Origin of the sequence: Spirosoma fluviale (genome assembly GCF_900230225.1) — a bacterium.
In the GTDB taxonomy this organism is placed as follows: domain Bacteria; phylum Bacteroidota; class Bacteroidia; order Cytophagales; family Spirosomataceae; genus Spirosoma; species Spirosoma fluviale.
The window spans coordinates 888,192-914,282 of record NZ_OCNH01000002.1 but is presented as its reverse complement, the minus strand read 5'-3'; the positions used below and the strand labels follow the sequence as shown (position 1 = coordinate 914,282).

22 protein-coding genes and 1 tRNA gene are annotated in these 26,091 nt (G+C 49.8%); 7 read left to right on the top strand and 16 right to left on the bottom strand.

Annotated features, from left to right (window positions below; genetic code table 11):
- Positions 1 to 310: 310 nt before the first annotated feature.
- The 4 genes from CRO74_RS14420 to CRO74_RS14405 form a co-directional block, all read right to left on the bottom strand.
- Complete coding sequence (locus CRO74_RS14420; RefSeq protein ID WP_097126742.1) at positions 311 to 1,393, bottom strand: peroxidase, FMP-type; 1,083 nt, start codon at positions 1,391 to 1,393, stop codon at positions 311 to 313.
- Between the two features lie 1,089 nt (positions 1,394 to 2,482).
- Positions 2,483 to 3,142 (bottom strand): collagen-like triple helix repeat-containing protein, encoded by a 660-nt coding sequence (locus tag CRO74_RS31580; RefSeq protein ID WP_179830198.1) that lies wholly within the window; start codon positions 3,140 to 3,142, stop codon positions 2,483 to 2,485.
- 324 nt (positions 3,143 to 3,466) lie between these two features.
- Positions 3,467 to 3,904: a helix-turn-helix transcriptional regulator gene (locus CRO74_RS14410; protein WP_097126741.1), complete on the bottom strand. Its 438-nt coding sequence runs from the start codon at positions 3,902 to 3,904 to the stop codon at positions 3,467 to 3,469.
- Between the two features lie 202 nt (positions 3,905 to 4,106).
- Positions 4,107 to 7,100, bottom strand: coding sequence for a hybrid sensor histidine kinase/response regulator transcription factor (locus CRO74_RS14405; RefSeq protein WP_179830197.1), 2,994 nt, complete (start codon positions 7,098 to 7,100; stop codon positions 4,107 to 4,109).
- A 206-nt stretch (positions 7,101 to 7,306) separates the two neighbouring features.
- On the opposite strand from CRO74_RS14405, the gene CRO74_RS14400 reads away from it, so the two are divergent.
- Positions 7,307 to 7,966 (top strand): NADPH-dependent FMN reductase, encoded by a 660-nt coding sequence (locus tag CRO74_RS14400; protein WP_218840217.1) that lies wholly within the window; start codon positions 7,307 to 7,309, stop codon positions 7,964 to 7,966.
- Between the two features lie 67 nt (positions 7,967 to 8,033).
- Entirely contained in the window at positions 8,034 to 9,077 is a 1,044-nt protein-coding gene (locus CRO74_RS14395) for a glycoside hydrolase family 53 protein (protein WP_097126739.1), read from the top strand.
- Positions 9,078 to 9,205: 128 nt separating this feature from the next.
- Here the strand turns inward: CRO74_RS14395 and CRO74_RS14390 are convergent, their stop codons facing one another.
- The 4 genes from CRO74_RS14390 to CRO74_RS14375 form a co-directional block, all read right to left on the bottom strand.
- Complete coding sequence (locus CRO74_RS14390) at positions 9,206 to 9,505, bottom strand: hypothetical protein (protein WP_097126738.1); 300 nt, start codon at positions 9,503 to 9,505, stop codon at positions 9,206 to 9,208.
- Between the two features lie 169 nt (positions 9,506 to 9,674).
- Positions 9,675 to 10,982, bottom strand: coding sequence for a Gfo/Idh/MocA family protein (locus CRO74_RS14385; RefSeq protein WP_097126737.1), 1,308 nt, complete (start codon positions 10,980 to 10,982; stop codon positions 9,675 to 9,677).
- Between the two features lie 72 nt (positions 10,983 to 11,054).
- Entirely contained in the window at positions 11,055 to 11,831 is a 777-nt protein-coding gene (locus CRO74_RS14380; protein ID WP_097126736.1) for a hypothetical protein, read from the bottom strand.
- Positions 11,832 to 11,854: 23 nt separating this feature from the next.
- Positions 11,855 to 12,286 (bottom strand): ABA4-like family protein, encoded by a 432-nt coding sequence (locus tag CRO74_RS14375; protein ID WP_097126735.1) that lies wholly within the window; start codon positions 12,284 to 12,286, stop codon positions 11,855 to 11,857.
- 520 nt (positions 12,287 to 12,806) lie between these two features.
- Between CRO74_RS14375 and CRO74_RS14370 the strand changes: the two genes are divergently transcribed.
- A complete protein-coding gene (locus CRO74_RS14370) occupies positions 12,807 to 13,868 on the top strand; it encodes a glycosyltransferase (protein WP_097126734.1) in 1,062 nt (353 codons plus the stop codon).
- A 50-nt stretch (positions 13,869 to 13,918) separates the two neighbouring features.
- On the opposite strand, the gene CRO74_RS14365 is transcribed toward CRO74_RS14370, so the two are convergent.
- On the bottom strand, positions 13,919 to 15,127 hold the full coding sequence (locus CRO74_RS14365) for a dipeptidase (RefSeq protein ID WP_097126733.1): 1,209 nt from the start codon (positions 15,125 to 15,127) through the stop codon (positions 13,919 to 13,921).
- A gap of 208 nt (positions 15,128 to 15,335) precedes the next feature.
- Here CRO74_RS14365 and ubiE point away from each other — a divergent pair, with 208 nt between their 5' ends.
- The 3 genes from ubiE (at position 15,336) to CRO74_RS14350 (ending at position 17,037) form a co-directional block, all read left to right on the top strand.
- Positions 15,336 to 16,070: a bifunctional demethylmenaquinone methyltransferase/2-methoxy-6-polyprenyl-1,4-benzoquinol methylase UbiE gene (gene ubiE, locus CRO74_RS14360; protein WP_097126732.1), complete on the top strand. Its 735-nt coding sequence runs from the start codon at positions 15,336 to 15,338 to the stop codon at positions 16,068 to 16,070.
- Positions 16,016 to 16,825: a type IX secretion/gliding motility protein PorT/SprT gene (gene porT, locus CRO74_RS14355; RefSeq protein WP_245877845.1), complete on the top strand. Its 810-nt coding sequence runs from the start codon at positions 16,016 to 16,018 to the stop codon at positions 16,823 to 16,825. The genes ubiE and porT overlap by 55 nt, the downstream gene beginning before the upstream one ends.
- A 134-nt stretch (positions 16,826 to 16,959) precedes the next feature.
- Positions 16,960 to 17,037 (top strand) — tRNA-Val (locus CRO74_RS14350).
- Between the two features lie 208 nt (positions 17,038 to 17,245).
- On the opposite strand, the gene CRO74_RS14345 is transcribed toward CRO74_RS14350, so the two are convergent.
- The 5 genes from CRO74_RS14345 to CRO74_RS14325 form a co-directional block, all read right to left on the bottom strand.
- Entirely contained in the window at positions 17,246 to 17,566 is a 321-nt protein-coding gene (locus CRO74_RS14345) for an AtuA-related protein (protein ID WP_097126730.1), read from the bottom strand.
- Positions 17,563 to 18,900 (bottom strand): acyclic terpene utilization AtuA family protein, encoded by a 1,338-nt coding sequence (locus CRO74_RS14340; protein ID WP_097126729.1) that lies wholly within the window; start codon positions 18,898 to 18,900, stop codon positions 17,563 to 17,565. Before CRO74_RS14340 ends, CRO74_RS14345 begins: the two co-directional genes overlap by 4 nt.
- Positions 18,897 to 20,192, bottom strand: a complete 1,296-nt coding sequence (locus tag CRO74_RS14335; RefSeq protein WP_097126728.1) for a CitMHS family transporter — start codon at positions 20,190 to 20,192, stop codon at positions 18,897 to 18,899. Before CRO74_RS14335 ends, CRO74_RS14340 begins: the two co-directional genes overlap by 4 nt.
- 72 nt (positions 20,193 to 20,264) lie before the next feature.
- Positions 20,265 to 21,890: a carboxylesterase/lipase family protein gene (locus tag CRO74_RS14330; RefSeq protein ID WP_097126727.1), complete on the bottom strand. Its 1,626-nt coding sequence runs from the start codon at positions 21,888 to 21,890 to the stop codon at positions 20,265 to 20,267.
- Between the two features lie 70 nt (positions 21,891 to 21,960).
- Positions 21,961 to 22,851, bottom strand: a complete 891-nt coding sequence (locus CRO74_RS14325) for an alpha/beta hydrolase (protein WP_097127104.1) — start codon at positions 22,849 to 22,851, stop codon at positions 21,961 to 21,963.
- A gap of 250 nt (positions 22,852 to 23,101) precedes the next feature.
- On the opposite strand from CRO74_RS14325, the gene CRO74_RS14320 reads away from it, so the two are divergent.
- Positions 23,102 to 24,358, top strand: a complete 1,257-nt coding sequence (locus CRO74_RS14320; protein ID WP_097126726.1) for a hypothetical protein — start codon at positions 23,102 to 23,104, stop codon at positions 24,356 to 24,358.
- 107 nt (positions 24,359 to 24,465) lie between these two features.
- On the opposite strand, the gene CRO74_RS14315 is transcribed toward CRO74_RS14320, so the two are convergent.
- Positions 24,466 to 25,887, bottom strand: coding sequence for a DUF1593 domain-containing protein (locus tag CRO74_RS14315; protein ID WP_097126725.1), 1,422 nt, complete (start codon positions 25,885 to 25,887; stop codon positions 24,466 to 24,468).
- 25 nt (positions 25,888 to 25,912) lie between these two features.
- Positions 25,913 to 26,089, bottom strand: a complete 177-nt coding sequence (locus CRO74_RS14310; RefSeq protein WP_097126724.1) for a Beta-galactosidase C-terminal domain — start codon at positions 26,087 to 26,089, stop codon at positions 25,913 to 25,915.
- Positions 26,090 to 26,091 lie beyond the last annotated feature (2 nt).

Genomic DNA, 26,091 nt, shown 5'->3' with positions numbered 1-26,091 from the left:
GTGCGTTATTAACGCAATCAGGGGGTTAAGCAGACGGTAAATACCACCATAGAAAAGAGTAATGGTAGAAGATTGTAGTAGCCAATAGTTATCTGTCGGTTAATTCGGCAGATGGGTATTATAACGGGCTAAACTTGCCAACTGGTGAGGGCGTTGCAGAAGTCATCGCCAACTAAGGATAAGCCGCAAAGCTTTGTCTTTTAGAAGCATAGGGTTAGAGGCTTTTTTGTAAGGTAACACTACAACATGATCCTCTAATCCCATACATTTACAATACGTTAGTTAAGTGTAGAATTATACATAGTTCAAGTTAAACTTCTTCTTTCTTCTTTCGTAGTGTATTTACTTGAATATGAGGCCAACGAGTAGTACCACCATCCGATCCAAAATGAAATTCAAAAAATTGAATTTGTTCATATTGTAACTGCAAAAATTCAACACCATCTTCCAAAACTGTTTCAATCCACATTTTAAAATTCATTTCAGTAGTGGGGGTAAATCTTTTTAGGAACGGGATATTCAAAATTCCGCCCTCAGGTCCTCCTTGCTCTCCTGATGTCATTTCTATTAAATGATATCCTGTAATATTTTGGTCTTGTATAGCATCTCGTAAACGCAGATCGGGTCTAACTGAATAAGGATACAAGTCATCAGCAAGTATGCGCTGGGTGTAAGTTCTATTACCATTAGGATCTCTTTCTGGCAAACTTGTGTCTTTTACCCATTCTGGTGCATCCTCATCAAGATCAATAGGTCCATGCTTTTTTGTGTCTGCTAATCCCATACTAGCGGAAATAGAAAGATGATTAACATCCCAAGCGGCAATTCCACTCGGAAAATTAGGTTTACAACTCTTTCCTTTTTTCTCTGAACCAAGTAATAAAATTGTATTACCATGTGGTATTGTTCCACTTCGTGAAATACTATAGGGAGGTTGATAATGTGGCCCAACTGCCCCATCTCCATATTCGAGCTGAGTGAAACCAATATCTGTCTTTATTGATTTCTCATCTGCCGGATGGTTGTATATATCATTCAGCATAAGGTACATTCCATTTTCTTCATGAAGGCTATTTCCTTTCAGATCCTGTATACTTTGGTTGTACTTTATTGCTCCACAAAATTGCTCATTGGCACCACCACGATTTCGGACTGCACCTGGAACAAGAGTAAACGTAAGTTCTTCTGTGTAATTTTGAATTAGAAAATGAAATATTCCGGGAATAGTTTCTGAATTAGTACCTGGCGAAGGCATGCAAATAGTAAAAAGCCCCCATCCAGTTTTATTGTTATCTGGATTATGATTTACCCAGGTTCCTTCTAATTTTTCAAAGATTCCATAATCTGCTTTTTCAGTCAAAACTTCAGGTGAAAACCTTTTGATATCTGTCATTTTTTTGTTTTTATTAATTAAAAAAATTAACGGTTAACTACTTAATTTTGGAGTTACAATTCACATATTATGATCCAATGAAGGCGGCAAGCACCTGACTAACCAATATTATTGGATCAACGCGATATATAAACAAATAAAGGTATCTTCTTTTATTACCTTAAGGCTACCATTTACTGCAAACATCATGCTCTTACATGAACCATAACTCCTCTATTTCACTTACTGGACATTTAGCATCGTTTATACTTTTTTTGGTTCCAAACTTTATGTACTTTCATTAAAAAATTTGTCAAGAATAGTTAATAGCTATAAGGCTTTTATTTGGGGCTTCACTATGTTAATAGATTTCTTATATCGAATTCCATTTTTCCAGACAACTCGCAGTCAAGTCGTTCCTACTATTATCCTATAATCTCATAAGATTACAGAGAAAAACTTGGCAACATATTCCTAGATTAAACCTGTACCGCTTGTATCTTATAAACGGTTCAAAGGTGGGATTTAATAATTAAGCACACTTTCTGTTTTGGGACATTTGCTATCATATTCGGGACATTAGGCTGAAAAGTTGATTAAATCAGGCCAAAAGCCACCTTTTACGGGACTAACGACGCTGCTGGTCATCCATAAGCTGCCGTTTAACAAGTATCATTGCCCTATCAGCAACTCAGCAACGTTGATCCTAACCGCCCCTCCTAGCGAGCCTTCGCTTGTTTATTCCAGCGGGCTGGAAAGGTTACCAGGAAGGCCAGCTTATTTTTTGACCCACGCATTTGCCCTGTCTGATGATGAATTCGGTGGGTGTTTGCCGGTAGTATTCATTGAAGACGGTCGTAAAGTGTGAGGGTGTTTTGAATCCACTTAAAGGCAGTCACTTTGTAACGGGTCTACTTATACGTAGGAGTCCGCATTAGTGAATTAGCTGGTTGGGCGGTTACCAGCTGCTGATTAGCGTTTTGATTTGCTAGAGTTAACTGGACATAGAGTCAGATAAAAACTAACTATGTGCCCAGTTAACTACAGCAGATCTGCCAGGAAACGTTTGAGTTAGAAGTGAGGGCGCAGTGGAATAGCCTCGAAAAATAGCTACTCTTTCAGATCATAATATTCCTTGACTGCTTCGTAATTACTATGATCAACGGCCGCTTTTCGCCCATTGACTAGGTTAGCTGCCGGGATAATTAATACTCTTACTTTAGTAACAGCCTTAAAGAAAGTGCCTTTACTACGTTTGATAGCAATACTTTGAACAATGCCACTACTATTGTTACTACTGAACGTAAGATAGATAAACTCATCACCATAAAAAGTAGGTCCAGATATTTGGTATACATAGTCCGGATTTTCAGAAAACTGCATATACACCAGTACAATGCTTTTATCAACGACCGCTTTTGAAATGTAGCTTGGCAAATCAAAATAATAAGTCTTGTAAATATCGTTGGCTAGTGTAAAGGAAGTGGCATAGGTAACCTGAGTCACACTGGACGTTCCACTCACGCCAGCTACACCTTGAGCACCGGTAGGACCCGTTGCGCCGGTAGCGCCAGCAACCCCAGAGGCACCTGCCGGACCTGTGGCTCCGGTAGCGCCGGTTGCCCCTGCAGGTCCGGCTGTTCCGACGCCCGGAGCACCCGGATCGCCTTTGGGACCTACTTCGCCTTTACAACTGGCCAGAAAAGCGATAATGGTTAGCCCCATCAGGAGAGGAGCAAAAAAATTGGTGAACGTAGCGGTGAACTTCATACTGAAGACTTGTTTAACTTTTTAGTATAATAAGTTACCCTGTGTGGGTGAGCCAAAGGTCACTCAATGCCCTCCAATACACTGTTTGTTTTGGGACATTGGCTGTCAAATTCGGGACATTGGGCTGAAAAAGTTGATTAAATCAAGCCCAAAGCCACCTTTTACGGGACTAGCGAAGCTGCTGGTCATCTGTAAGCCAACGTTTAACGGGTGTCGTCGCCCTGTCATTAACGTCTGTCCTGACCAGTACCGGCCAACGGGCTTCCCCTCGTTTAGTCCAGCCCGCTGGACAGGTCACCCCGGTAGCCAATCTATTTTTTCACTTTATTCATGACCCACCCGCTTGCCCTGGCTAGTGATAAATTCGGTGGGAGTTTGGCGGTAGTACTCTTTGAAGACGGCCGTAAAGTGCGAGGGTGTTTTGAACCCACTTAAAACGGCCGTTTGGGCAATAGTATACCCCAAACGCAGCAGGTCGGCGGCTCGGCGAAGTTTATATTGGCGAATCAGCTCAGTAGGCGTCAGGTGGGTCAGGCGCTGGACTTTCCGGTACAGCGTTTTCCGGTCTATACCCAACTGATGGGCCAGTCGGCTAACACGCAGCGAGGGGTCTGCCTGATGTTGCACCAGCAGCGCGTACATCCGACTCAGAAACACCACTTCGGTTGCTACGGGCGGAGTCAGGCCATCCTCAATGGGAGGGGCTGGCGGCAGGGCATAAGGTTGCCGGTTGGGGGTAACTACTTTGGGGGAATGAGCCATTCGTTTAGGAAATCATAGCAGCAACCGGGGGTAACCACCATCGGCCCACCTTAGGCCATAACCGAAGCCATTCTTAACCCAACAAGCGGAAACGGTGGGTCGACAATGGCTACTTAGTGGCTCAAATGTCGGCTACTACGAATGAATACCCTGTCTAGCGTGGGACATCGACTGTTTAATTCGGGACATTCGGATAAAAAAATCAGCTTTTTACCAGCTTATGACAACTGGCAGTGAATTCGGTGGGTGTTTGCTGGTAGAACTCTTTAAAAACCAAAGCGAAGTGAGACGGCGTGTTAAAGCCCACCAGGTCCGATACTTCCGCCACCGGGTAGCCCGCCCGTAGCAACTCGGTCGATTTCCGCAGTCGATACTGCCGAATCAGGTCTGTCGGGGACAATTGAATCAGGCATTGTAGTTTTCGATAGAGTGTTTTTCGGTTCATAGCCAGTTGATCGGCCAGCCAGTCCACACCAATCGTGGAGTCGTCCAGATACCGGTCCAATAGTTCGTAAATCCGATCCAGAAAAGGGTCCTGAATGGGTTCGGGCACGAACTCCGTTAGGATGACGGACTCCACAACGGCCAACGAAAACTGCTTCCGATAATAGGACCCTACCGTCTGCTGGCGAGTAATCAGGTTGGCCACCCGTAGTTGCAACTCGGCCACGCTAAAGGGCTTGGACAAATAGTCATCGGCTCCCTGCTGTAGCCCCTCCAGACGACTCGGCTGGGCCGTTTTAGCCGTTAGCATCACCACCGCTATATGGTTGGTGTCGGTATTGGCTTTGATGAGCCGGGTGAGTGCATAGCCATCCATGCGGGGCATCATCACGTCTGTGATGACAATATCGGGCAGTTCGCTCTGGGTTAAAGCCCAGCCCGCCTGTCCATCTTCGGCCTCCGTCACCTGATAGAAATCAGACAGTTCGCCCACCAAAAACGACCGCAGTTCGGCATTGTCTTCCACAACCAGAATACGGGGTAAGTCCTCACCTTCCGTCAATCGGTTGCGGAATGAACTGACCACGGGTAACGGGAGGGATTCGACGGCCATCGGCTCAAAAGCCGACCAGTTGGTTAGGGATTGACCGGTCGTTGTGGTGACCGATTCGACCGGGAGCCTCAGGTGGAACGTAGTGCCTACACCAACGGTACTCTCTACCTGAATGGTACCCCCCAGCAAGCTAACCAGTTCGTTGACCAGCGCCAGCCCAATACCCGTTCCTTCGTAGGCCCGGGTGCTGGAGTTATCCACTTGATAGAACCGGTCGAAAACGTGCGGTAGCTGTTCCGGGGCAATGCCAATACCGGTATCCACCAATTGAAAGGCGATATGGGTCACTTCGCCGGACAGCCAAACAGGCCTACCCATCAGCGTTACTTGCCCACCCTCGGAGGTGAACTTAATGGCGTTGGCTAACAAATTGGTCAGGATCTTTTCCCATTTATCCGCGTCGAAAGCGTACTCATGTCGGGATGAAAAGTCGATAGTAGACCGTAGACGAATGCCTTTCTGCTCAGCCGAACGCTGAAATACAGCCACCATCTGGTGAACAAATTCGGTCACATCTCCCTGCATCAGGGAAACGGGCATAAAGTTGCCCTCCAGTTTAGCCAGATCGAGGAGTTGGTTGATCAGTCGCAGGAGTTTGTCCGCATTGTGATAGACCAGGGTCAATAGCGACCCATCGTACCGTTTCTCATCCAGTAATTTCGCCACTGGCGACAGAATGAGCGAGAGCGGTGTACGAAACTCGTGGGTCAGGTTATTGACAAAGCGTGACTTAACCTGATCGAGCTCCCGAAGCTGGTCAGCCTGGTGACGAAGTTCCTGGGTACGCTCAGCAACCTGTGCCTCCAGTTGTTCATTTTGTTGGGCCAATAGTTGCTGCCGTTCGGCTTGTTGAGCCAGACTTTTGGCCGACAGCGTTTCAATTTCTCCTATTCGGTCTACGAGTTGCCCATTGACCCAGCCATGTTCCAGCGCCAGCAGAATGGACAACGTAAGCGGGAAACACAGAAAACTGGCCAGATAAAAAATATGGAACACCCATTCATGGCCATACCCTGGTTTATACACAGAAAATAAGATGTAGGATAGTATCCACATTCCCAGATTGCAGAACGCACAGATGGTTACAACCTGGGCACCCCTCAACCCGCGCCTGACCGCCACCAGCGAAAGTCGGATCAGTTCAAGTGGCAGGAAAAAATTGATGGGAACAGACAACCACTCAAAACCAGGGGGTAGCGAAATAAGCCTGAGACCAACGCTTCCCACGGCCAGCCAAAACAGCCAGCCCCGGCGAAAATTAAAAAGCCCGTAAAACGTCAACACCATCAGGCACGGCACCCACCTATCAATATACGACCCATAGTCAACCAAAATCCGCAGACCTATGGTGTGCGTAAAAGAGGTGACAAACCTGGAAAAAAAAGCAATAGTCAGCAACAAATACATCCCGGCCGCATAGCCGTTTGCCCGTTGGCTGTGATGCGCAAAAAACAGGCTCAGATGCAGAATAAAGAGAATGAAAGCGATCCCGACTCGGAATGTATTCAGGTAAATCGACTCGACATCGACCGGTTTGATGGCTGGTAGAACATGGCTTGGAAATAGCCAGAACTGAACCGCTGCCGCATCCCAGCGGACGTATTTGTTGTAGTAAAACTGACTCGGCTGGCGGGCAACCCGCAGGGCCAGCAAATGGCTGGACGAGGCCGTCAGGGGAAAACTATACGCGGCTGAGGGGTCATAAGCCTGAACGCTATCAGGGTTAGCACTAACCTTGCCGAAACGATACAACAACCGTCCATCCAGATAAATTTCCGAGGCAACGGATTGAAACAGCTTGATCATCAGGAGCGGTAACTCAGGGCCGGTACGGATGTGCAGTCGCAGCCACCCAATACCCGCCCGTTGTAGTTGAGGCAACTCCCGAATGGATTTGGTTGGATCAATCGTTGTCCAGTGTCGGTCATCCAGATCGGGACTGGCTCCCTTTGGATGATCACCGGGATGAAATCGCCACCCCTCTTTGAGTTGAAACCCATCGTCGGGTACATTCTTTAACGAAATCGTATCCGGTGGGTGCTGTGCATAGGCATTCGTCAGTAGGGAAGCGATCAATAACAAACAACAAAACAAACGTGTCCAGACAGTTTGCTTCTGGTGAATAAGGAGGTGTGGCAAGAACATTAACTTAGCTGGATAGAAGAAGTGCTAATTATGACTATATAATTCGGGAAACAACTATCTATACCAAACAAGACTACTTATTTACTAATACAACCATATTCAGGCACGATCACGTAGCTGATGAGCGAGCGGTGCGCCGTAATGCCGCAGTAAACGATGGGAACGGAACTAACCAGCCTGTTTTCGCGCTAAATCAATTCATGAATACGGTATTCGGGCAGAAAATTACCGTAATCAGTAACATCTTAAGGAAAAAAGTAAACGCAACCTGTTACGATCAATTCAAAATGTATAAATTAAAAGTCATCTCGTCTACTGTCCGGCCAGGCCGGAAAGGTCCACTCGTAGCGCAATGGATAGTGGAAGAAGCCCGCAAACAGGGCGATTTTGAAGTCGAGCTACTTGACTTGGGCGAAATCAATCTGCCACTCATGAACGAAGCCGTTCACCCAATCATGAAGCAGTATGAGCATGAACATACCAAACAGTGGAGTGCAAAAATCGAGGAAGCTGATGCCTTCATTTTTGTAACCGCCGAATATGATTACAGCTATCCGGCCTCCCTCAAGAACGCCATCGAATATCTGGTACACGAATGGGCCTACAAACCGTCGGGTGTCGTTAGTTATTCGGCAGGTGCTTTTGCGGGCGTCAGAGCCGTAATTAGCTTAAAAAGCGACCTCATTAACTTCCGGAATGTTGCGTTGGCAGAAGGCGTCAATATTCCCACTGTCAACGCGTTTATCAACGAGGACGGCCAATTTACCCCCAACGAACAAGTGATGAAGGCAGCAACCCAGATGCTCCAGCAACTGGTACGCTGGACCAAAGGCATGAAAGCCATCAAAGAGGATCAGTAACATTTTCGTTTCCTCTCTTAACAGGCTGCCTACTCCTTCTGGCACATCCCGCAAACGCAGGTACTTTATGGAAAAGTCGATTAAGTTTCTCGCTTCGTCTGCTATCAGCTTACTGGCGTTACTTTTCACCAGCGGTTCGGTACGGGCCCAGGCTTTTGCACGGGGTGCCGATGTGGGCTGGCTCCAGCAAATGGAAGCCACAGGCTATGTGTTTTATAACGACAAGGGTGTTGCGCAGGACTGTTTTCAGATCCTGAAAGAGAAAGGCATCAACTCGATTCGGTTTCGGGTATTCGTCAACCCATCCACCGACAAGGTCAACGGCCACTGTGGCCGCGACGAGGTTGTGCTGATGGCCAAACGGGCAAAAGCTCTTGGTTTTCGGATCATGATCGACTTTCATTACAGCGATACCTGGGCAGACCCCGGCCATCAGCTCAAACCAGCCGCCTGGAACAAGCACAGCTTCAGTCAGTTAAAAACCGATGTGTACGACCATACCGTCGACGTCATGAAAGCACTCAAAACTGGCGGCATTACCCCCGAGTGGGTGCAGATTGGTAATGAGATAGGCGGTGGTATGCTATGGCCCGATGGCAGCACGTCGAATCATCCGCAACTGGCCCAGTTGATTACCAGTGGTTATAAGGCCGTGAAAGCCGTTAGCTCAATCACCAAAGTCATTGTCCACCTTGAAAGTGGACATGACAACGCGAAATTCAAGACATTCTTCGATAATGCGACTGCCCACGGAGCCCAGTTCGATGTCATTGGTATGTCATATTATCCATACTGGATAGGTACCGACTATACAGCATCCATTGGCAATCTGGCGACCAACCTCAACGACATGGCGAGCCGGTATGGCAAGGAAGTGATGGTGGCGGAAGTTGGTGACGACTATACCGCTGTGCAAAAAACGTACGATATGCTGGTTGCCGTGCAGAAAGTCGTGAAGGCCGTTCCGAATGCGAAAGGACTGGGCGTTTTTTACTGGGAGCCGGAAGGAGCCAAAAGCTGGAGCAATTATCGCCTGAACGCCTGGGGTGACGATGGCAGACCTACCCGGGCACTCGACGCGTTTCTGACAGAAATACCAGATCATCGGTAATGCGATCGAGGGCACATTAACAGATAAGGAACATAAATTATCCGATGATTAATCGTTGTGGCACTCATAAAAAAAGCCCGGTTTTGCCGGGCTTACACAGTAAGAAAACTAAGTAATTGTGTGAGCGGTTACTTGACTTTGCTAACGCTCTTCACCGTAAAATCGCCATAAACGGAACGTTCAACATTGATTTTGTACTGACCGTATCCATCAATAAATCGGATCGACTGCATAACAAACCGATTCAGCCCGAGCGAGCTATCACCATCCGTTGTTATATCCCGAACCATACGGAAATTATCAAACAGAAAGTCGGCGAACCCCTCCGTTTGCATCAACACATGGCTTACAGCCACATAGCCACTAAAAGGCTCAACAGTAGAATTGACATTAATTACAGTTGCGGTGAGTGTATCTTCTAAGGTCATAGTATATTTTTTTTGCATTCAATATACAAATTATATGTATATAGGCAAAATAGATAAACAAAAAATATAATCTTCATTTTCCAAAAGTCATTTCATTACCCACAAAAAAACCTTCATACCGTTTAGAAATGAAGGTTTTTGTGAATGATCGAGCAAGTAGCGCGTTCGACTAGGTTGGGTATTGCCATTCGCCCCGGTAGGCGCGGCTCAAAAGTTTATTGGCTTCCGGGTCGTTGGGAATCTGACTACCATCCCAGTCAACACTCCGGCCGAGTTTCATCGATAACATACCCAGCAAAGCCATATTGGTGGAACGCTGACCGATCTCAATATCGCAAACGGGTAGTTTTTTGGTTTTGATACTATCCAGAAAATTTGTCCATAGCAACGCAATATTCTGGTCGTCGGGTTTGTCCAGTTGAGCATCCTGATGAATAACGGCCTTTTTGGAGTCCGACGGGTAAAATGTCCAGCCATCGAGCCAGCCCATGTGGAAGGTTCCTTCCGTTCCGTAGAAATACACGCCTACGGCCTGTTGCGGATGTGTTTTCTCTGCATTGTTTGCGCCAAAGGTGCGGTGTTCCCAAATAGCCGTAAAGTCGTCAAATTCGTAAGTCGATACCTGGTGGTCGGGCGCGTCTGTGCTGTCTTTTTTAATGGCCCGCCCGCCCGTTGAATACACCTTTCGCGGATGGTTCTGTTCGGTAACCCATAAAATCTGGTCGAGCCAGTGAATGCCCCAGTCGCCAAGTGTGCCATTGGCATAGTTCAGGTAATTACGCCAGCCCCTTGGGTGCATGGTGGGGTTAAAGGCCCGGAGTGGTGCCGGCCCGCACCACATGTTCCAGTCCATTTCTTTTGGTGCTTCGGCATCGGGGGTGAGCTGGCCAGCCCCACCGCCATAATGAACAAACGCCCGCGCCATACCGATTTTCCCCAGCTTGCCCGACCGTAAAAATTCCATACCCGACACGTTATGGGGCGACACACGCCGGTGCATGCCCACCTGGCAGATACGCCCCGTTTGCCGGGCCGTTTTCACCATTGCCTTTCCTTCGTTGATCGTATGGCTGATAGGTTTTTCCACATATACGTGCGCCCCCGCCTGCATGGCGGCAATGGCTACGAGCGGATGCCAGTGATCGGGGGTGGCCACGATAACAATTTCCGGTTTTTCGGCCGCCAGCATCTCACGGTAATCCCGGTATAGTTTCGGCTGGTCGGACGTTAGCTTAGTGAGTTCTTCACTGGTCTTTTTGAGCTGGCGCGTATCGACATCGCAGAGGGCAACAATCTTCGATTCGCCCGCCTGAACGGCGCAACGCAAAATATTGCCGCCCCACCAGCCAGCCCCCACAACGGCGGTACGGTATTTCTGGGCAGACTTACGGGTAATAAACGCCCTGACCTCAACGGGATCGGTAATGAGCGAGGCTCCGGCAAGAGCAGACGTTTTCAGAAAATCAGTTCGGTTCATCGGGTAAAGCAAGATTAGTCAGTATCCATCTCTACCCTGTCAAAGGCCAGACCCTTGTTTTTTTACCATCAATCAATTGCCCAAACCCGCCAACAACGGTTTCCCCGCCAAGGCCTGTACTAATAAAGCAGTAACCACAATAAAATAGACTGCCGATACGAGAAATACCTGACGTGGGCTAGTTGCCACATAATACGCAAACAACGGGATGAGCTGCAACGCGTGCATACCCAAAAAGTGCGCAACCCGTAGATCGCCGTACCGGGTGCTCCAGTTCAGAACCGCCAGGCCGGGTCCGCCATCCGGTGCCCCAACGGTATGCGCTAGCCGACCGGCCATCATGAATCCCTGAAAAGCAAAAACAACAAACAGTAAAATTCCCAGCCGGATACCCCATAAATAAGCCGGACTGATCGCCGTTGTGTCGAGCCGAAAAAACAAAAAGCCGATGTAGGCTGTCCACAGGGTAAATACCGTAATGGCTATGCCCATCAGGCTGAACAGAAGACCGTCTATTGGTGTAGCAATATTGAAGTGCGATAGTTTACCCCGACTAGCCTGCCAGATAATAATGCCCAGTTCAATGGCAAATACGACGACAAACATCCAGGCATACGCCTTTATACTACCACTTTGAGGCAGTTCGGCCAGGTACCAGGCCATTGTCCAGGCCAGAATCGCGGTAGATGCTAAAAATTTTATGGGTTTTATGTAGGCATTGATTCCCAGCACCTGGGTTTGTGTGGTCAGAGCCAACACTGTACAAAAAAGCATAGCGGCCACACATAACCACCCTAATTGATACAGGACCGCGTTTCGTCCCTGTAATGAAGTTAAGAAAGTAACCATTCTGTTACGGTTTTAAGGTGATACTAGGCAACTAGTGTCCGGGTACGAACAAGGCGAATCAACCAATAGAGCAGGAGGCCAGTGGGTCCCAGCATGAAACAGAAAAACAAAGGCACTATAATGAGCCCGTGCGGAATGGCTTTCTCCTGCGAATCCCGCACAACGACGGTTCCTGCCACCAGATCAAAGGCCAAATAATGCACCCAACCAGCCAGCATAACACCATCACCGCCCTTAGAAAACAAACCCTTTACGCCCGCCAACGTACCAAATGCATTGAAATCGACAGGGCCTCCGCTGAACAGGTAGATGAGGTAAATAACCGCCAGCACTACCGGAATCAGGTACGAGTTCATCAGCCATTTCGTGATTACCCAGCGCGGGGCAAAGATCATGAGCAACCACTGCGGCAACACAAGTGTACTGGCAAGACTAAAGACGGCTTCGGGAGACATAGTCAATGGCTATTAATGACCAAGTTACTGATTATTCAATTAGAAGCGTAGTCATGAATGCGCACCTGACGGCCTGATAAAGGTTAAAAGCGGACCATTTCGTTACTTCGACTAAGCTGAAAACGTAGTCTACTTCGCTACCTCTACCGGGTAATAAACAAAAAAGTTACTACACATTTAATAAAAAATATATTTAGTATACGTTAATAAAAAAGTAAAAATACTATCTGACCATCTGCTAAGTTTCTTTATTTTTTTGCTACTACAACTATAAAGACCTACCTATATATCCCTAATTTAGCTGTTGGCATGTCTGGCCTATATTCACAACCTGCATCTTACAAGCTGATGATTGGTCATTCTTCACCCGTCTTCGGAACTTGCTTGTTATTGGAAATTGACTCTATTTTTTCCATCGGACAACAGCACTAGTAGCCTGATAGGGATGCACAGCACGGCGATGCATCGTATTTACACAACGCTTGGTTAAGGGCTGATATACGTGAAAACTTCAAGGTGTTTGACCAATTTCCTTAGATGTCAGCCTGGGGACCTGCCAACGGGCTTTGGCCAAGCCTATTTTACAACTTCGAACGATTTTCAGAAAACGTTTTCTTCTATGAAAGGGATTAGCGTCATTATTTGTTGTTACAATTCTTCATCGCGATTGCCTGAAACACTTAGGCATTTAGCGGCTCAGGTGATACCAGATTCCGTTAGCTGTGAAGTCATCCTTGTTAACAACGCTTCTACCGATAACACCGTGGAGGTAGCCCAGGCAGAATGGGAAAAATATAGTCCCTCAAACATCGACTTTAGAATTATTTACGAAAGCCGCCCTGGCACAAGCTTTGCCCGGCAGAAAGGAATTATAGAAGCCAGGTATGCTTACTATTTGTTTTGCGATGATGATAACTGGCTAAATCCCAACTATTTAAGCACCGGCTTTTCCATTCTTGAAAATGACAAAGAAATCGGTGGATTAGGCGGTATGGGTATTCCTGAATTTGGAGGGCCCAAACCAGACTGGTTTGATAAGTATGCCATGTATTATGCGGTTGGCCCGCAAGCTCCCGCATCAGGTGATATATCAAGACGTCGGGGCTGGGTATATGGCGCTGGCTGCTTTGTCAGAAAAGAGGCCGTGGAAAATATGGATCACTATCAATTCATAACCACCGATCGGAAAGGAACAAGCTTATCCTCAGGCGGAGACATTGAGTTGTGCTATTATATTCTATTGCATGGCTACAAAATATGGTACGATGAACGATTGACGTTTACCCATTATATCGAGGGCCGACGGTTGTCTCTCGACTACATCAAACGCATGTTGCTGGCGCACGCCCAGGAAGCTTACCAGTTGGATGGGTTAGAGTACAAGAGCAGAGCAAATCAGGACTTTAACTTGTACAATAAAAAATTCCAGCGAATGTGGATTTTCAGGTTTTTGTTCGATGCGGTCAAGCTAAAAAAAGCCTATTACGAAGAGTTTCCGATCAAGTTCCTTTTTAAACTCTACATAACCCGATTGAACGCTATTTTAAAACTGAACAGCCGCTTTGATCAATCGTTTCAGTAAATGACTAGTCCGGCCGTTGGGTAAACCAACGGCCAGACTAGGAGTGGCTCTTACCTACTTACTTTCGCCTGTCCCAGAACCCGTAACAGATTGCCGCCCCAGATTTTAGCAATGTCGGCTTCGGAGTAATTCCGGCGAACAAGCTCGACGGTCAGGTTTTCGATTTCACTGACGTCTTCGAGACCATTAACGCCCCCTCCCCCATCGAAATCCGAACCGATGCCCACGTGGTCGATGCCCACGAGTTTGACGATGTGGTCGATGTGGTCGACAATGTCCGACAGGCTGGCCCGCTCGGAGGCATAGACTTTGGACACCGAATCGCTCATGGCGGTCATTCGGGCTTCCATTTCCGGGGTCACGACTTTGCCAACCCGCGCCATCCGGATTTTGGTTTTGGCCGCCCGGTTGGCATCGGAGGGTTTCTTCAGGTAATCGCTCACGAAATTGACCTGTACCACGCCCCCTTTGGCGGCAATGGCCTTAATCATGTCGTCGGTCATGTTGCGCGGAAAGTCGCACAGCGCGCGGCAGTTGGAGTGCGACGCAATAACGGGTGCTTTCGAGAGGGCCAGGGCGTCGTAAAAGGTGCTGTCTGCCACGTGCGACACGTCGATCAGGATGCCCAGTCGGTTCATTTCGGGCACAACCTGCTTGCCAAAGTCGCTCAAACCACCGTAAATAGGCCCGTCTGGATCGGTAGACGAGTCGCCGATGAGGTTATTGGCGAAGTGGGTTAAAGTCATGTATCGGCATCCCAGGTCGTAGTAGGTTTTCAGCATCGACAGGTCTTTCCCAACCGGGTAGCCATTTTCCATCCCGATAAACACCGCCCGCTTTCCGGCTTTTTTTATCCGATAGGCATCGGCGGGTGTGGTGGCCAGTTCGGCCAGATTAGGGTATTTTTTCAGGGCCTGATGAATCAGCTCGAACTGGCTCAGGGCATTGCGTTTGGCTTCGGCATGGCCTTCGTCGGTGCGGGGTCCCTGCGAGGTGTAAACGGCAAAAAACATGGCATCCATGCTCCCTTTTTTCATCCGGGGAAAATCGATCTGCGAGCCATCCCGTTTCGTATCGTGCGACGCGCCCACATCGAAACCGGGCTTCTGCATCATGATCGGCGCATCGGCGTGGGTATCGAGCGTGAACACACGCTGGTGAATCTTGTGCGCTTTTTTGGCAATGGGGTCGTCATTCCCGGGAGGAGTTGTGCTAAACGAGTTGAGTACAAGCAGTATTGACAGAACAGTAGGGAACATAATGAGTCAGGTTGTAGCAGAAAAAGACATTCTTTCGAAACTACACATTGCCTGTCTGAATATCAAACTTTCGGCTGAAACGTGCTGTTATGGCACTACCTTTGTTCCATTCAGTGAGTGAATGATTGAATGAGTGAGTTATTGAATGATCACGAGAATAAATCAGTACTTCACTCATTGAATCATTCACTCATTCACTTACTGAAACATGTCCGTCGTTCCCTATAAAGATAAAGACACCTCCAAACGCGAGCAGGTCGCCGAGATGTTCGATAGTATTTCGCCGAAATATGACTTGCTGAATCACGTTCTGAGTGGTGGTATCGACATTCTGTGGCGTAAACGGGCTATCCGCGAACTCCGGAAAGCGTCGTCTTCCTCGCCCAAACGTATCCTCGACATAGCTACCGGCACCGGCGATTTCGCACTGGAAGCGCTGGCACTAAAGCCTGAGAAAATCGTTGGCATGGACATTTCGGAAGGGATGCTATCGGTAGGTCGTGAGAAGATGAAGAAGCGGGGCGTCGACCAGATTATCGAAATGCGCTCGGGCGATTCGGAAGGATTGCCCTTACCAGACAATGATTTCGATGCTGTCATCGTTGCATTTGGTGTGCGCAACTTCGAGAACCTGCAAAAAGGCCTGACCGATATGCACCGCGTGACCCGCCCTGGTGGTGTGTGTGTGGTGCTGGAGTTCTCGAATCCGCGTCAGTTTCCGTTTAAACAGCTTTACGGTTTTTACTCCAGTACCATTCTGCCGCTCATCGGGCGCGTAGTAAGCAAAGACTCGTCGGCCTACACCTACCTACCCGAATCGGTACAGGCGTTTCCCGACGGACCCGACTTTCTACGGATCTACGAAGCGGCCGGATTCAAAAACACCAAATGGATACCGCTCACCTTCGGCGTTGCGTCAATTTACATCGGCCACAAGGCCTAGTTTCGGCTGGCTCAGTTCGTACCAATCCTGGCTTACTGCACCTGACTGCCCGTTTGTCGGTTCAGGCTGGCTTCGTCTTGTTATTGTTTAGTCTCGTTTCGGTCAGCGCACAGGCCCAGACAAGCTACAAATACATACGAAAACACCTTGAACGGTACGACGACAAGACCATTCATTACGGTTTTTTCTTTGCTGCCCCGGTTACTCGGTTTAGCGTTACACACAGCCCGCAATTTCTGACGGCTGATTCGGCTTACCGTATTTACTCACCCAACAAACCCGCGTTTCGGGTTGGTTTCGTCGTTAACGCCTATTTAAACGACCGTTTCGATCTGCGGCTTACGCCCTCAGTATCCTTGTTTAGCCGGGAAATTCAGTATGACTATCCGGGAGGCACATCGAAAACCGAAATTCGGGAATCGACCTGGATTGATTTCCCGCTCCTGCTCAAATACAAGTCTGAACGGCGTAACAACAGCCGCATGTATCTGTTGGCGGGGGGCACGTTCAGCGTTGAGAGTAACGTTCGCCGAAAGGAGACACAGGGAGCTAGCCGACTTAGTACCGGCACCATGGATTTTGCCGTTGAATATGGCGTTGGGTTCGAGCAGTTTTTCGAGTATTTCAAGTTTGCCCCCGAAATTCGTTTCTCGCATGGGCTGGTTAACCTCTATCGGCCCACCAACAATGCAGCGGGTGTGGGCATCAATAAACTGACGACGCACTCGGTAACGCTCTACCTGAATTTTGAGTAGGTAAAGGCCATTGTCAATCAGGCAATTAAAAATTATTTCGCTTTTTTTTGGCCTCAGGCTTGCATAAAGGCAATTTACCCACGTATATTTGCACTCCCAAACGACGACAATCGCAAGGGCAAAAACAAAGAAAAGGGAGTTTAGCTCAGCTGGTTCAGAGCATCTGCCTTACAAGCAGAGGGTCGGCGGTTCGAACCCGTCAACTCCCACCACATAAAAAAGCACTTATCAGAAATGGTAAGTGCTTTTTTCGTTTGCTCTTAACACGTTTTCCAAGCAAGTTGAATTTGTCTAGAGACCCGTCAAAACTTGGGATGCATCTCAAAAGTTGTGGTGTATCTTTATAACAATACCAATGCTTTCGATACATTGAAGATCTGGGAATGCAACAACCCTATAAATGGTGATCTTTTACTTCGTTTAGTCTGTTTCGCTTTCTATCGACATTTCCAGCAGGGCGTAACTCAGGCTCTTCCCATGCGTGTCCATTGTGAGTGAGGTCGTCACGCCACCGGTCAGTGCCTGCTGGCAAACGAACTGAAGGGCGGGCAGGTTGGGCAACTCATATCGGGTAATGTCGCCCGCGACAATGTTAGCCAGGTGTTGTTTGACGGCTTCGGAGGTAACCTGATCGCGCAGCAACGGATAATCCTCGGTTTTGTAGGGTATGAGCGAGAGGGTCAGCGTATTGCCTTTGTCACCTGCCCGGCTGTGGGCAATGTCGTACAGCTTGATGGTCATGATTGAAACAGGGTTAGCTGTGGCGTTAGTTGGTTTCGGTCGATGAGCGTCGAGACGATGCCCACTAGTTCATGTACGTATTTACGGGCACCACCGCCCCCGGCCGGGCCGTTGGTGTAGAGGGCTTCGACTTCTTCACCCACCAACGCGGCCTGTTGCGCCGTAGTGGCTCTCCCAGCCACCCGAAGCCGGATTTCGTAGGGGTCCGGGTACTGACCAAAGTTGGTTCGGTGTACTGACGTACTGCCGATGTAATCGACTCGGAGGTCGGCAAACCGGTCCTGAAGCCGTTCCTGAAGGATGGCCCCGGCCAGTTTGGCCCGGCCCAGTGCGTTTGAACCGGCATACGAAATTTCGCCTTCGCCAGTGAAACCGGCTTCGTAGCCCACGCTGACTTTCAGGGTGTTGGGTCGGGTCTGGCCACGCCCACCCGACGCCCGGACCTGATCGAGGCCTGTTTGGATCAGCCTTACCTGCGTGAAATCAGCGACTACGTCGGGAGTAATGTAGCAGCTGGGGTCCATCACTTCGTAGAGTAATTGTTCTTTGGCGGTCGCCAGCGTCAGCATACCGCCCGTACCGGAAACTTTACCAAAAACGGCCGTGCCATCCGCCGATACATCGGCAAAGGGGTGGCCCAGATGCGCCATGTCGGGCACGTCTTTGCGACCAGGTACATCCATACCGGGATCGGCGAAGTACCCACCCGTCAGCTGACCGGCGCATTCCAGCAAATGCCCAATGACGGTGCCTTGTCCCAATAGATCAGGGTCGTCCAGCGACCAGCCGAACTCATGCACCAGTGGGCTTACAAACAGCGACGGGTCGGCCACGCGGCCCGTAATGATGATATTGGCATCCGTGGCCAGCGCCGGTAAAATGGCATCAACGCCCATGTAGGCATTGGCCGATACCAGCAGCCCCGAATCAGTCAGGGGTTTGCCCGTTTCCAGGGCCGTTTCGCTGCCCGAAAGCAGGCTGAACACATCGTCGCCGGTGACAGCCGCCACCGTTACGGAGAGCGATAAACGTTGGGCGATAGCGATGATTTTTTGAGCAGCCGCCAGCGGATTAGCTGCGCCCATGTTCGTAATCAGGCGAACCTTCTTTTCTAATAAGTGCGGCAACAGACTTTCGATGCGCCGTTCCAGCAGCGGGTCGTAGCCCAGGGTGGCATCCTGCCGTTTTCGTTTCTGCGCCAGTGCAATGGTGCGTTCGGCCAGGCATTCCAGCACCAGGTAATCTAACGCGCCCTGCTGAGTCAGCACGAGGGCGGGTTCGAGCCGATCGCCGGAGAAGCCAGCCCCGCACCCAATCCGAACGGACGTTTTCATAAATGAATCGAGCCGGTTAAAAGGGCCGCCAACGTCATGACGACGGTTGTGCCGAAAGCCCATTTGAGAATGAATTTCTGATGATCGCCCAAATCCACGTCGGCCAGACCCACCAGCAGGAAGGTCGAGGCCGTGAGCGGACTAACCGGAAAACCGACTGTCATCTGGCCCAGCAAAGCGGCCCGGCCAATTTCGAGCGGGTCGATGCCGAACTGCGTGGCCGTTTGGCTCAGGATGGGAACAACCCCAAAATAATACGCATCGGGGGTAAAGAGCAGACTGGCGGGCATGCTGGTGATGGCCGTCAGCGTGGGCAACCAGGCCGCGTGTTGCTGCGGAATCAGCGAAACGACGGACGTAGCCATCGCGTCAATCATCTTCGAACCGGTCAGAATACCCGAAAAAACGCCAGCGGCAAAGATCATACTCGACACCATAAAAATGTTGTTTCCGTGACTGCGGAGCACTTTCTGCTGATCGGGCAGGCGGGGATAGTTGATCAACAGCGCGACGATAGCCGCTGATATGAACAGGGCCGGTGCGGGCACCCAGCCTTTCATCAGGGTCGTAATCAGACCAATGGTGAGCGCGGCATTTACCCAGAACAGACGCGGCCGACGAAACTGCCGTTGCTCGTCGGTGAGGCTATCCTGATGTATGTAGTTCAGGTCGCTGATGCCCAGTCGTTTTCGCTCGTTCAGCCCGAACCAGTAGGCTACAAATAGTACCCAACAAATACCCGCTACAATAGCCGGAATATTGGGGTTAAATAGCTGCGTGGCATCGGTTTTGAGCGTCGAGATGGCCCGCGCCGATGTGCCGGACCAGGGCACCAGGTGCATCGGTCCCACGCTCAGCGCGACGATCCCCGTCAGGATCAGCCGGTTGATGCCCAACTGTTTATAGATCGGCAAAAAGGCCGACATGACGATCATGAACGTAGCCGTTCCATCGCCGTCGAGGTGGACGATCATCGTCAACACGGCCGTTCCCAGAATGACCTTCAAGGGATCGCCTTTCACAAACCGGATAATGGCCGCAATGATTGGGTCGAACAGGCCGACATCGAGCATGGTTCCGAAATACAGCACCGCAAACATGAGCAAAATACCCGTGGGAGCGACCTGCTTAATGCCCACAAAAATCATTTCCCCCAACTCCTTTGGGCCAAATCCGGCGAGAAACCCCATAATGACTGGCACCAGCACCAGCGCTGTAATGACAGACAGCCGCTTGGTGATGATCAGAACGAGAAAAATGGCAATGGTGGCAAAGCCAAGTAATGAAAGCATGAGGTGGGTAAGATTACTTTTTTAACAGGATTAACCGCCGACGTGTCGGCGGTTAATCCTGTTAACACTCGTTTACATCGTCTTTCCCGTAGCGATCTGCAACAGGTCTTTGTCGGGGTGGCTTTTCACCTGATTCGTATTGTCGAGTATCATGGTCGCCCCATTTTCAGGCGTGTAGGCAGGCCAAGTTGGTAAACCTTTATGGTTCGGGTTGCCCGTTCTAGCGAAGGAAATCCAGGCCCGGCTCATTTTATCGGCCAGTGTATGAGCGGCTTTTCCACCGCCCGTCATTTCTTCGCATAGGCTGATATTGTCGAACACGAAGGGGATTTCCATACAGTGCATGGATCTGTAGATACCATCCATCACCGGCGACTGCCAGGTAAACAGGTACATATACACCGGAGCCGCCCCCGGAATGGCTTTTGCATTGGCCTGCTGAACAGTCAGCGGGCGAAAGTTGACGTCGATGGTCGCGTAATCGGATGGGTTGGCCGTTTCCGGGTAGGCCTTCTTCACGGCTGCCATATAGGCGTCGGCTTTATCGCCGTACTTTTTCTGCAGGTTGGCTTTTGCTCCTTCCATCGTTAGGTTACGGGTACTCGGATCGAAGGCGGTGAACTCATTCTTGGTCGAGCCAACGAGCAGCGGAATCGTTTTCGACAGGGCTATTGCGGCTGGTTCAATGGGTTGGTACGGCAGAAAGCTTCCGTCATGAACAGGACCCCAGCCCAGACCAGCGGCTGATTTTCCGTCGGCTTTCAGCTGGTTGGCTACGGTGCGAATCGCTTTTTTGCTGGCCGCATTCAGTCGCTCGTACGGTATTTTTTGCAGGGAATCAATCTGATTCGGCTCTAGCTTCAGTTCAGCGAGCAGGGCGGCACCTACTTTCCGGGTCAGGTCGGTTTCGGTGAAGCTGGTGATGTAGCTGCCACTCTGCACAATGGCTTTGTGAAACAGCCCTTTCGCCGATGGGGCATTCATCAGGCTGGTCACTTTGCCACCCCCGCCCGACTGTCCGAAGATAGTTACGTTGCCGGGATCACCCCCGAACTGAGCAATATTCTGCTGCACCCACTGCAAGGCAGCCACTAAATCCATCAGGCCCGCGTTGGCGGAGTTTTTGTACTTATCGCCATAAGCCGATAAGTCCAGATAACCCAGCACGTTTAAGCGGTGATTGACCGTCACGACCACCACGTCGCCTTTTTTAGTCAGGTTTTCGCCATCATACGACGGAAGCTCAACCGATGAACCGGCCGTAAAGCCACCCCCATGCAGCCAGACCATGACGGGACGGCCTTTTTTGCTGTTGATCTCGGGCGTCCAGACGTTCAGGCTCAGGCAGTTCTCGTTGGTGTAGCCCCAGTTGTGGTGAAACGGAAACTCAATTTCATCGTAGGTAGACGTAGTTACGTCCATTGGGCAAACCGGCCCGTACGTCATCGACGAGCGAACGCCCGTCCACGAATCGGGTTTGGTAGGGGCCATGAAGCGTTCGGCTTTGGCGTATGGAATACCTTTGAAGGTAAAGGTGCCATTGTGAATATACCCCCGAACCGAACCGGAGCCGGTGGGTACGGTAGCAATTCCTTTACCGGCTACAATGGGGTCGGTCGTTTCGGTTTTAGCCTGTCCGGTAGCCAATAGCGGCAGTACGATCACAAGCAGGGATGCAAGGGTTGTTTTGATTTTCATGGATGGTAACTGGTTAATGTCTATATCGAAAAATTCAGGATTTGGGAGAGATTGTTGAATGGTTTATGGCTTAGTTGCCGTTCAGAACTTTACTGAAAAACAGCACCTGATAGGGCAGCGCGTTCTGCCAGAAATCCCAGGTATGTCCGCCGGGCCGTTCGCTGTAATCGTGGGGTGTCTGGTTGAACACCAACCGGCGATGCAATTCCCGGTTGGGTTCGATCAGGAAATCATCCACCCCGCAGTCGATCACCAGTTTCAGTCCGTTGGTTTTTATTTTATCGGCCATGCCCACTACGGAATAGGAAGCCCAGCCGTCGGGCGACTGGCTGAACGGCCCCAGAATTTTTTCGAACGCTGCTTTAATACTCGCGGTGGCATCGGGTGGGAGTTTCCAGGCGTTCATGTCCAGATTCAGCGCCCCGCTCATGCTGCCAGCCGCGCAGTAGAGGTCGGGGTGACGCGTCGCCAGGTACAACGCACCATAGCCGCCCATCGACAGGCCCGTAATGACCCGACCTTTAGGGGTGCGAATGGTTCGGTAGGTCTTGTCAATTTTGTCGATAACCTCTTTGGTTAAGTAGGTCTCAAACTGGCTGTCTTTGATGACGGGGCTGTCCAGATAGTAGCTGAAGACTTCGCCTTCGGGCATCACGATGATGAGATTGTGCTGATCGGCGAGCCGTTGGATGAGGGTTTTGTCGGGCGTTTTAGTGATCCAGTCATTGAAGTGCCCAAAGCCGCCGTGGAGCAGGTAGAGCACCGGGTATGTTGTTTTCGCTTTTCCGGCAGATGCGTAGGCGTCAGGCAAAACGACTACCGCCTTCATTTTTCTGTTCATCACCGTGCTGGGCACATCTAGCGAATCTACCTTGGCCGCGTGGAGCGGAAGCGTTAGTAGCAAACCGAACACGGATAGTAATTGCCAGCGGGAAGTTTTGGGTTGTTTCAAAATATGCATGTTCATGGATGATTCTAACACTGATACCCCGTCACCGCCGGGCTGTTAAGTACTAGGTTACTCGATGGCCTTTTATCAATATTGTTTTGTACAAAAAGAAGAGTCTGCCAAATATAGGTGAGTGTTTTTATAGAATCACTTCATCGGGATATAGATATGACCGTATCAGGCTTATTAAATGAAGCTGTATCTTTAGGAAATTTTAGTAAGGCTACGGAATTTTCATAAACGACTGAAAGTTAAATTATTAATGAAAATAAAGACAGGTAAGGAAGAGATTGGGTACTTACTTGAGAAAGTCATTGACACGTACGAACGCGCAACGGGGCAGCGCATTGTCCGGAATACCAACCCAAAAAACTACGAGGACATAGCCCGGCTGCTCAGCTTGATCAGTAATGAATTGCCAAACACAGCTCAGCAACTAGGCCACGACCCGTATCCGCCCGATCCCAATCCGAAACAGGTCGACTATCCCCATCGGAAATACGACATAACGGGCGTTCAGGTGAAAGATGCTTACCATAAACTGGTGGCGAATCCCCGGTCGTTTCTCATCGACGCCTGCTACATTTACCTCTATGGCGTTGGTCGTAAGGGGTTTGCCGAGCAACCACAGGATGCCCAACTCATCGAAGGTGTCGATGCGGCCGTGGCGTTGAGGTTAGATGAGCAGGAAGCCCTCCGGCAACAGTTGGAAGCCAGTCAGCAGGAAAAAGAAGCGGTAAGCACCCAGCTAAGGGCTTCTTTTCGAAAGAAGACGCGGGTCTGGCTGGTTGGTATACTGGTTTGTCTGGCATTGCTCGGAGCCGTCACTGCTCGCTGGATCGCCGACCGAAACGAATGGGCCACAATTCGTAAAGACCTGAACATTTTGCCCTACCAGCCCACCCAGGCCGAGATCGACAGCCTGTCGGGTATCTGGCTGTACTATACGGGAGCACCCCAGGCACGGGCCAGCGACCCCAACCGATTCCATCAGGTGGCTAATAACCTTGTGGAGATCACTTATAAGGACGGGTATTTCATTTTTAACCGACATGGTGCCAACATCGACCACATCGGCTATATGCAGTTCGAAGCTCCGGCGCTGGTGTCCATCTATTCGCGGGTGAAGAACAAGAGTGGTAACGTAGAGTCGCCTATTCATGCCCTGTTACGCCTGGACAAGGGTAAGAGCTACCTGACCAGTATTGCCACCACCTGGAGCTTCGATATGGGCGATGGTAACGACATGATCGGCATTCGGAATGTGTTTATCAAACAGGGTAAAGGCGGTTCGCTGGAAGAGATTACCAACACGCCGGAGAACGCCAATTGCCACTGTAAAATCATGAAATGGATACAGTCGAATAACCAGATCAAGACGTTCCAGTTGAAATACCGCTTGCTGGATACCCTGGCCGATGAATCGTTAAAAGCGCTGATCAACGAGAAAAGTATCCTCCTGCGGGAGCCACGCGAGGGCGTTATTCTGACGCCCGCATTGAGTAAGAAGCATCTTTAAATAAGCGTATTTCCAGCTAGTTGCCGTTGGTAACCAGGTTAGTTTGATTCGATTATCAATCTAAAGCAGTCAGCCGATTTTTCTGTTGCAGGCTATAACCGCTTTGGCTACCTGGGCAGCACCGTAACAATGACCCGTTTATACCGGGTTAACGCCGGTGTGCCTTTGTCCGTAACCTGTAGAATAAAATGGATGGTTTCGGACTTCGTCACGGGCGGGGCTGTCACCGGCAAATCGTATAGATTGGTCGCATACGGTTTAAAACTGACCTCACCGGGGTAGGTTCCGGCTTCCTTATAGTGGAACCAGCGGTAACTCATCGAATCGCCGTCGGGGTCAGACGTGCCTTCCGCATTCAGATGAAAAAGCTGGCCCGATTTAACGGTAAATGACTCCGGATGAGCCAGTTTAGGGACTGGGGGGTGGTTGGCCTCCGTATACGCTTTGGTACACCAGTTCATACGGGCTGTAAAATCGTTCTGGAAGGCTTCCCGCCAGCGCCAGATGGTCGCCTGATTACTACCGTACCGCTTGTTATCGACCGGAGAGGTAACGGAGTCATTGGCATTGGTCCAGATAGGGCGCGTTTCCACGCTATCTTTCGGCCAGTTCTCCCGTTTGAAAAAGCCCGTATTCGAGTCGCGGAATTCGGGTTGATACAATTCGTATCGGCCGCCCCATCCACCGTAATCAGGGTGTTCGGGAAGGCTTAGCCCATTGGCAATCAAATTCAAAAAGGCAGGGGTATCGCCTTCCATACCATAAGCCACATCGGGATAGGCGGCACCCAGCGGCCCGTGCCCCTGCTGAATATGAGTGGCCAGCCAGGAATTGGAAACGACATCCTTATTGACACCGGGAAACGGAAAAGACATCCCCAGCCAGGTGGCGTAGGCATAATTATAACCGGGCGTGACGATGTAAAAGATGGTCGGAAAAGTTTTACGAATCCAGGGGCCGCTATCATCCTGATCGGAGATGGTATAGACCCGTACTTTCCGGTAAAGTGTTTCGGCCTCGGCCCGGCTTTTGGTCTGCTGAATTTTCCAGAGCGCCTGCGCCAGTACATTACTACCGCCCCAGATACTAAACCAGATGGGGCGCTTGTCGGGCTTACTAAGGGCCTGGACAATCCAGTCGGAGCCCTCCGAGTCGTTGCCGGGTCCCACACCTGCCATGCCATATACCGGCAGCCCTTCTTTCACTTTTGGCTTCAGTTGCGTATAAGTCAGATAGCCTTTTTCGTGCTTAAGCAAATTGGGTTGCACGCTGGCGTAGACCCGCAAAATTTTATCGATGCTCTGGGGGGCTACCCGTGTTTTCTGGTGAATGGAGGTGGTTGCAATGAGCCCTTCCACATCCCAGGTATTGGCATAGGTCAGAAACCGAACCATGGATTGGGCATCATCGGGGTCCGCTTCGATGTCGGTTAAGACCATCACGCGGAGCTTAGACGGCGCCTGGGCAAAACCTATCTGTGGTAACCCACTTATGGCTAAACAAAAAAGAAGCGTAAAAATGGCTTTCATAGGGTATATGCTTTCGGTGGGTTATTTACTGTTCTTCAATAATTTTTACACCCCAGGGGGCTATGTCCAGCACGCTGTTCTTCGTGACCGTTCCACCCTGGAGCAGCTCCCGGCCGTTCGCAAACGGGTACGTAACTTTACCGGGTTTGGCAGAATAATTAAACAGGTAACGAACCGTTTTCCCTTGCTCGTTGGAGTACAACC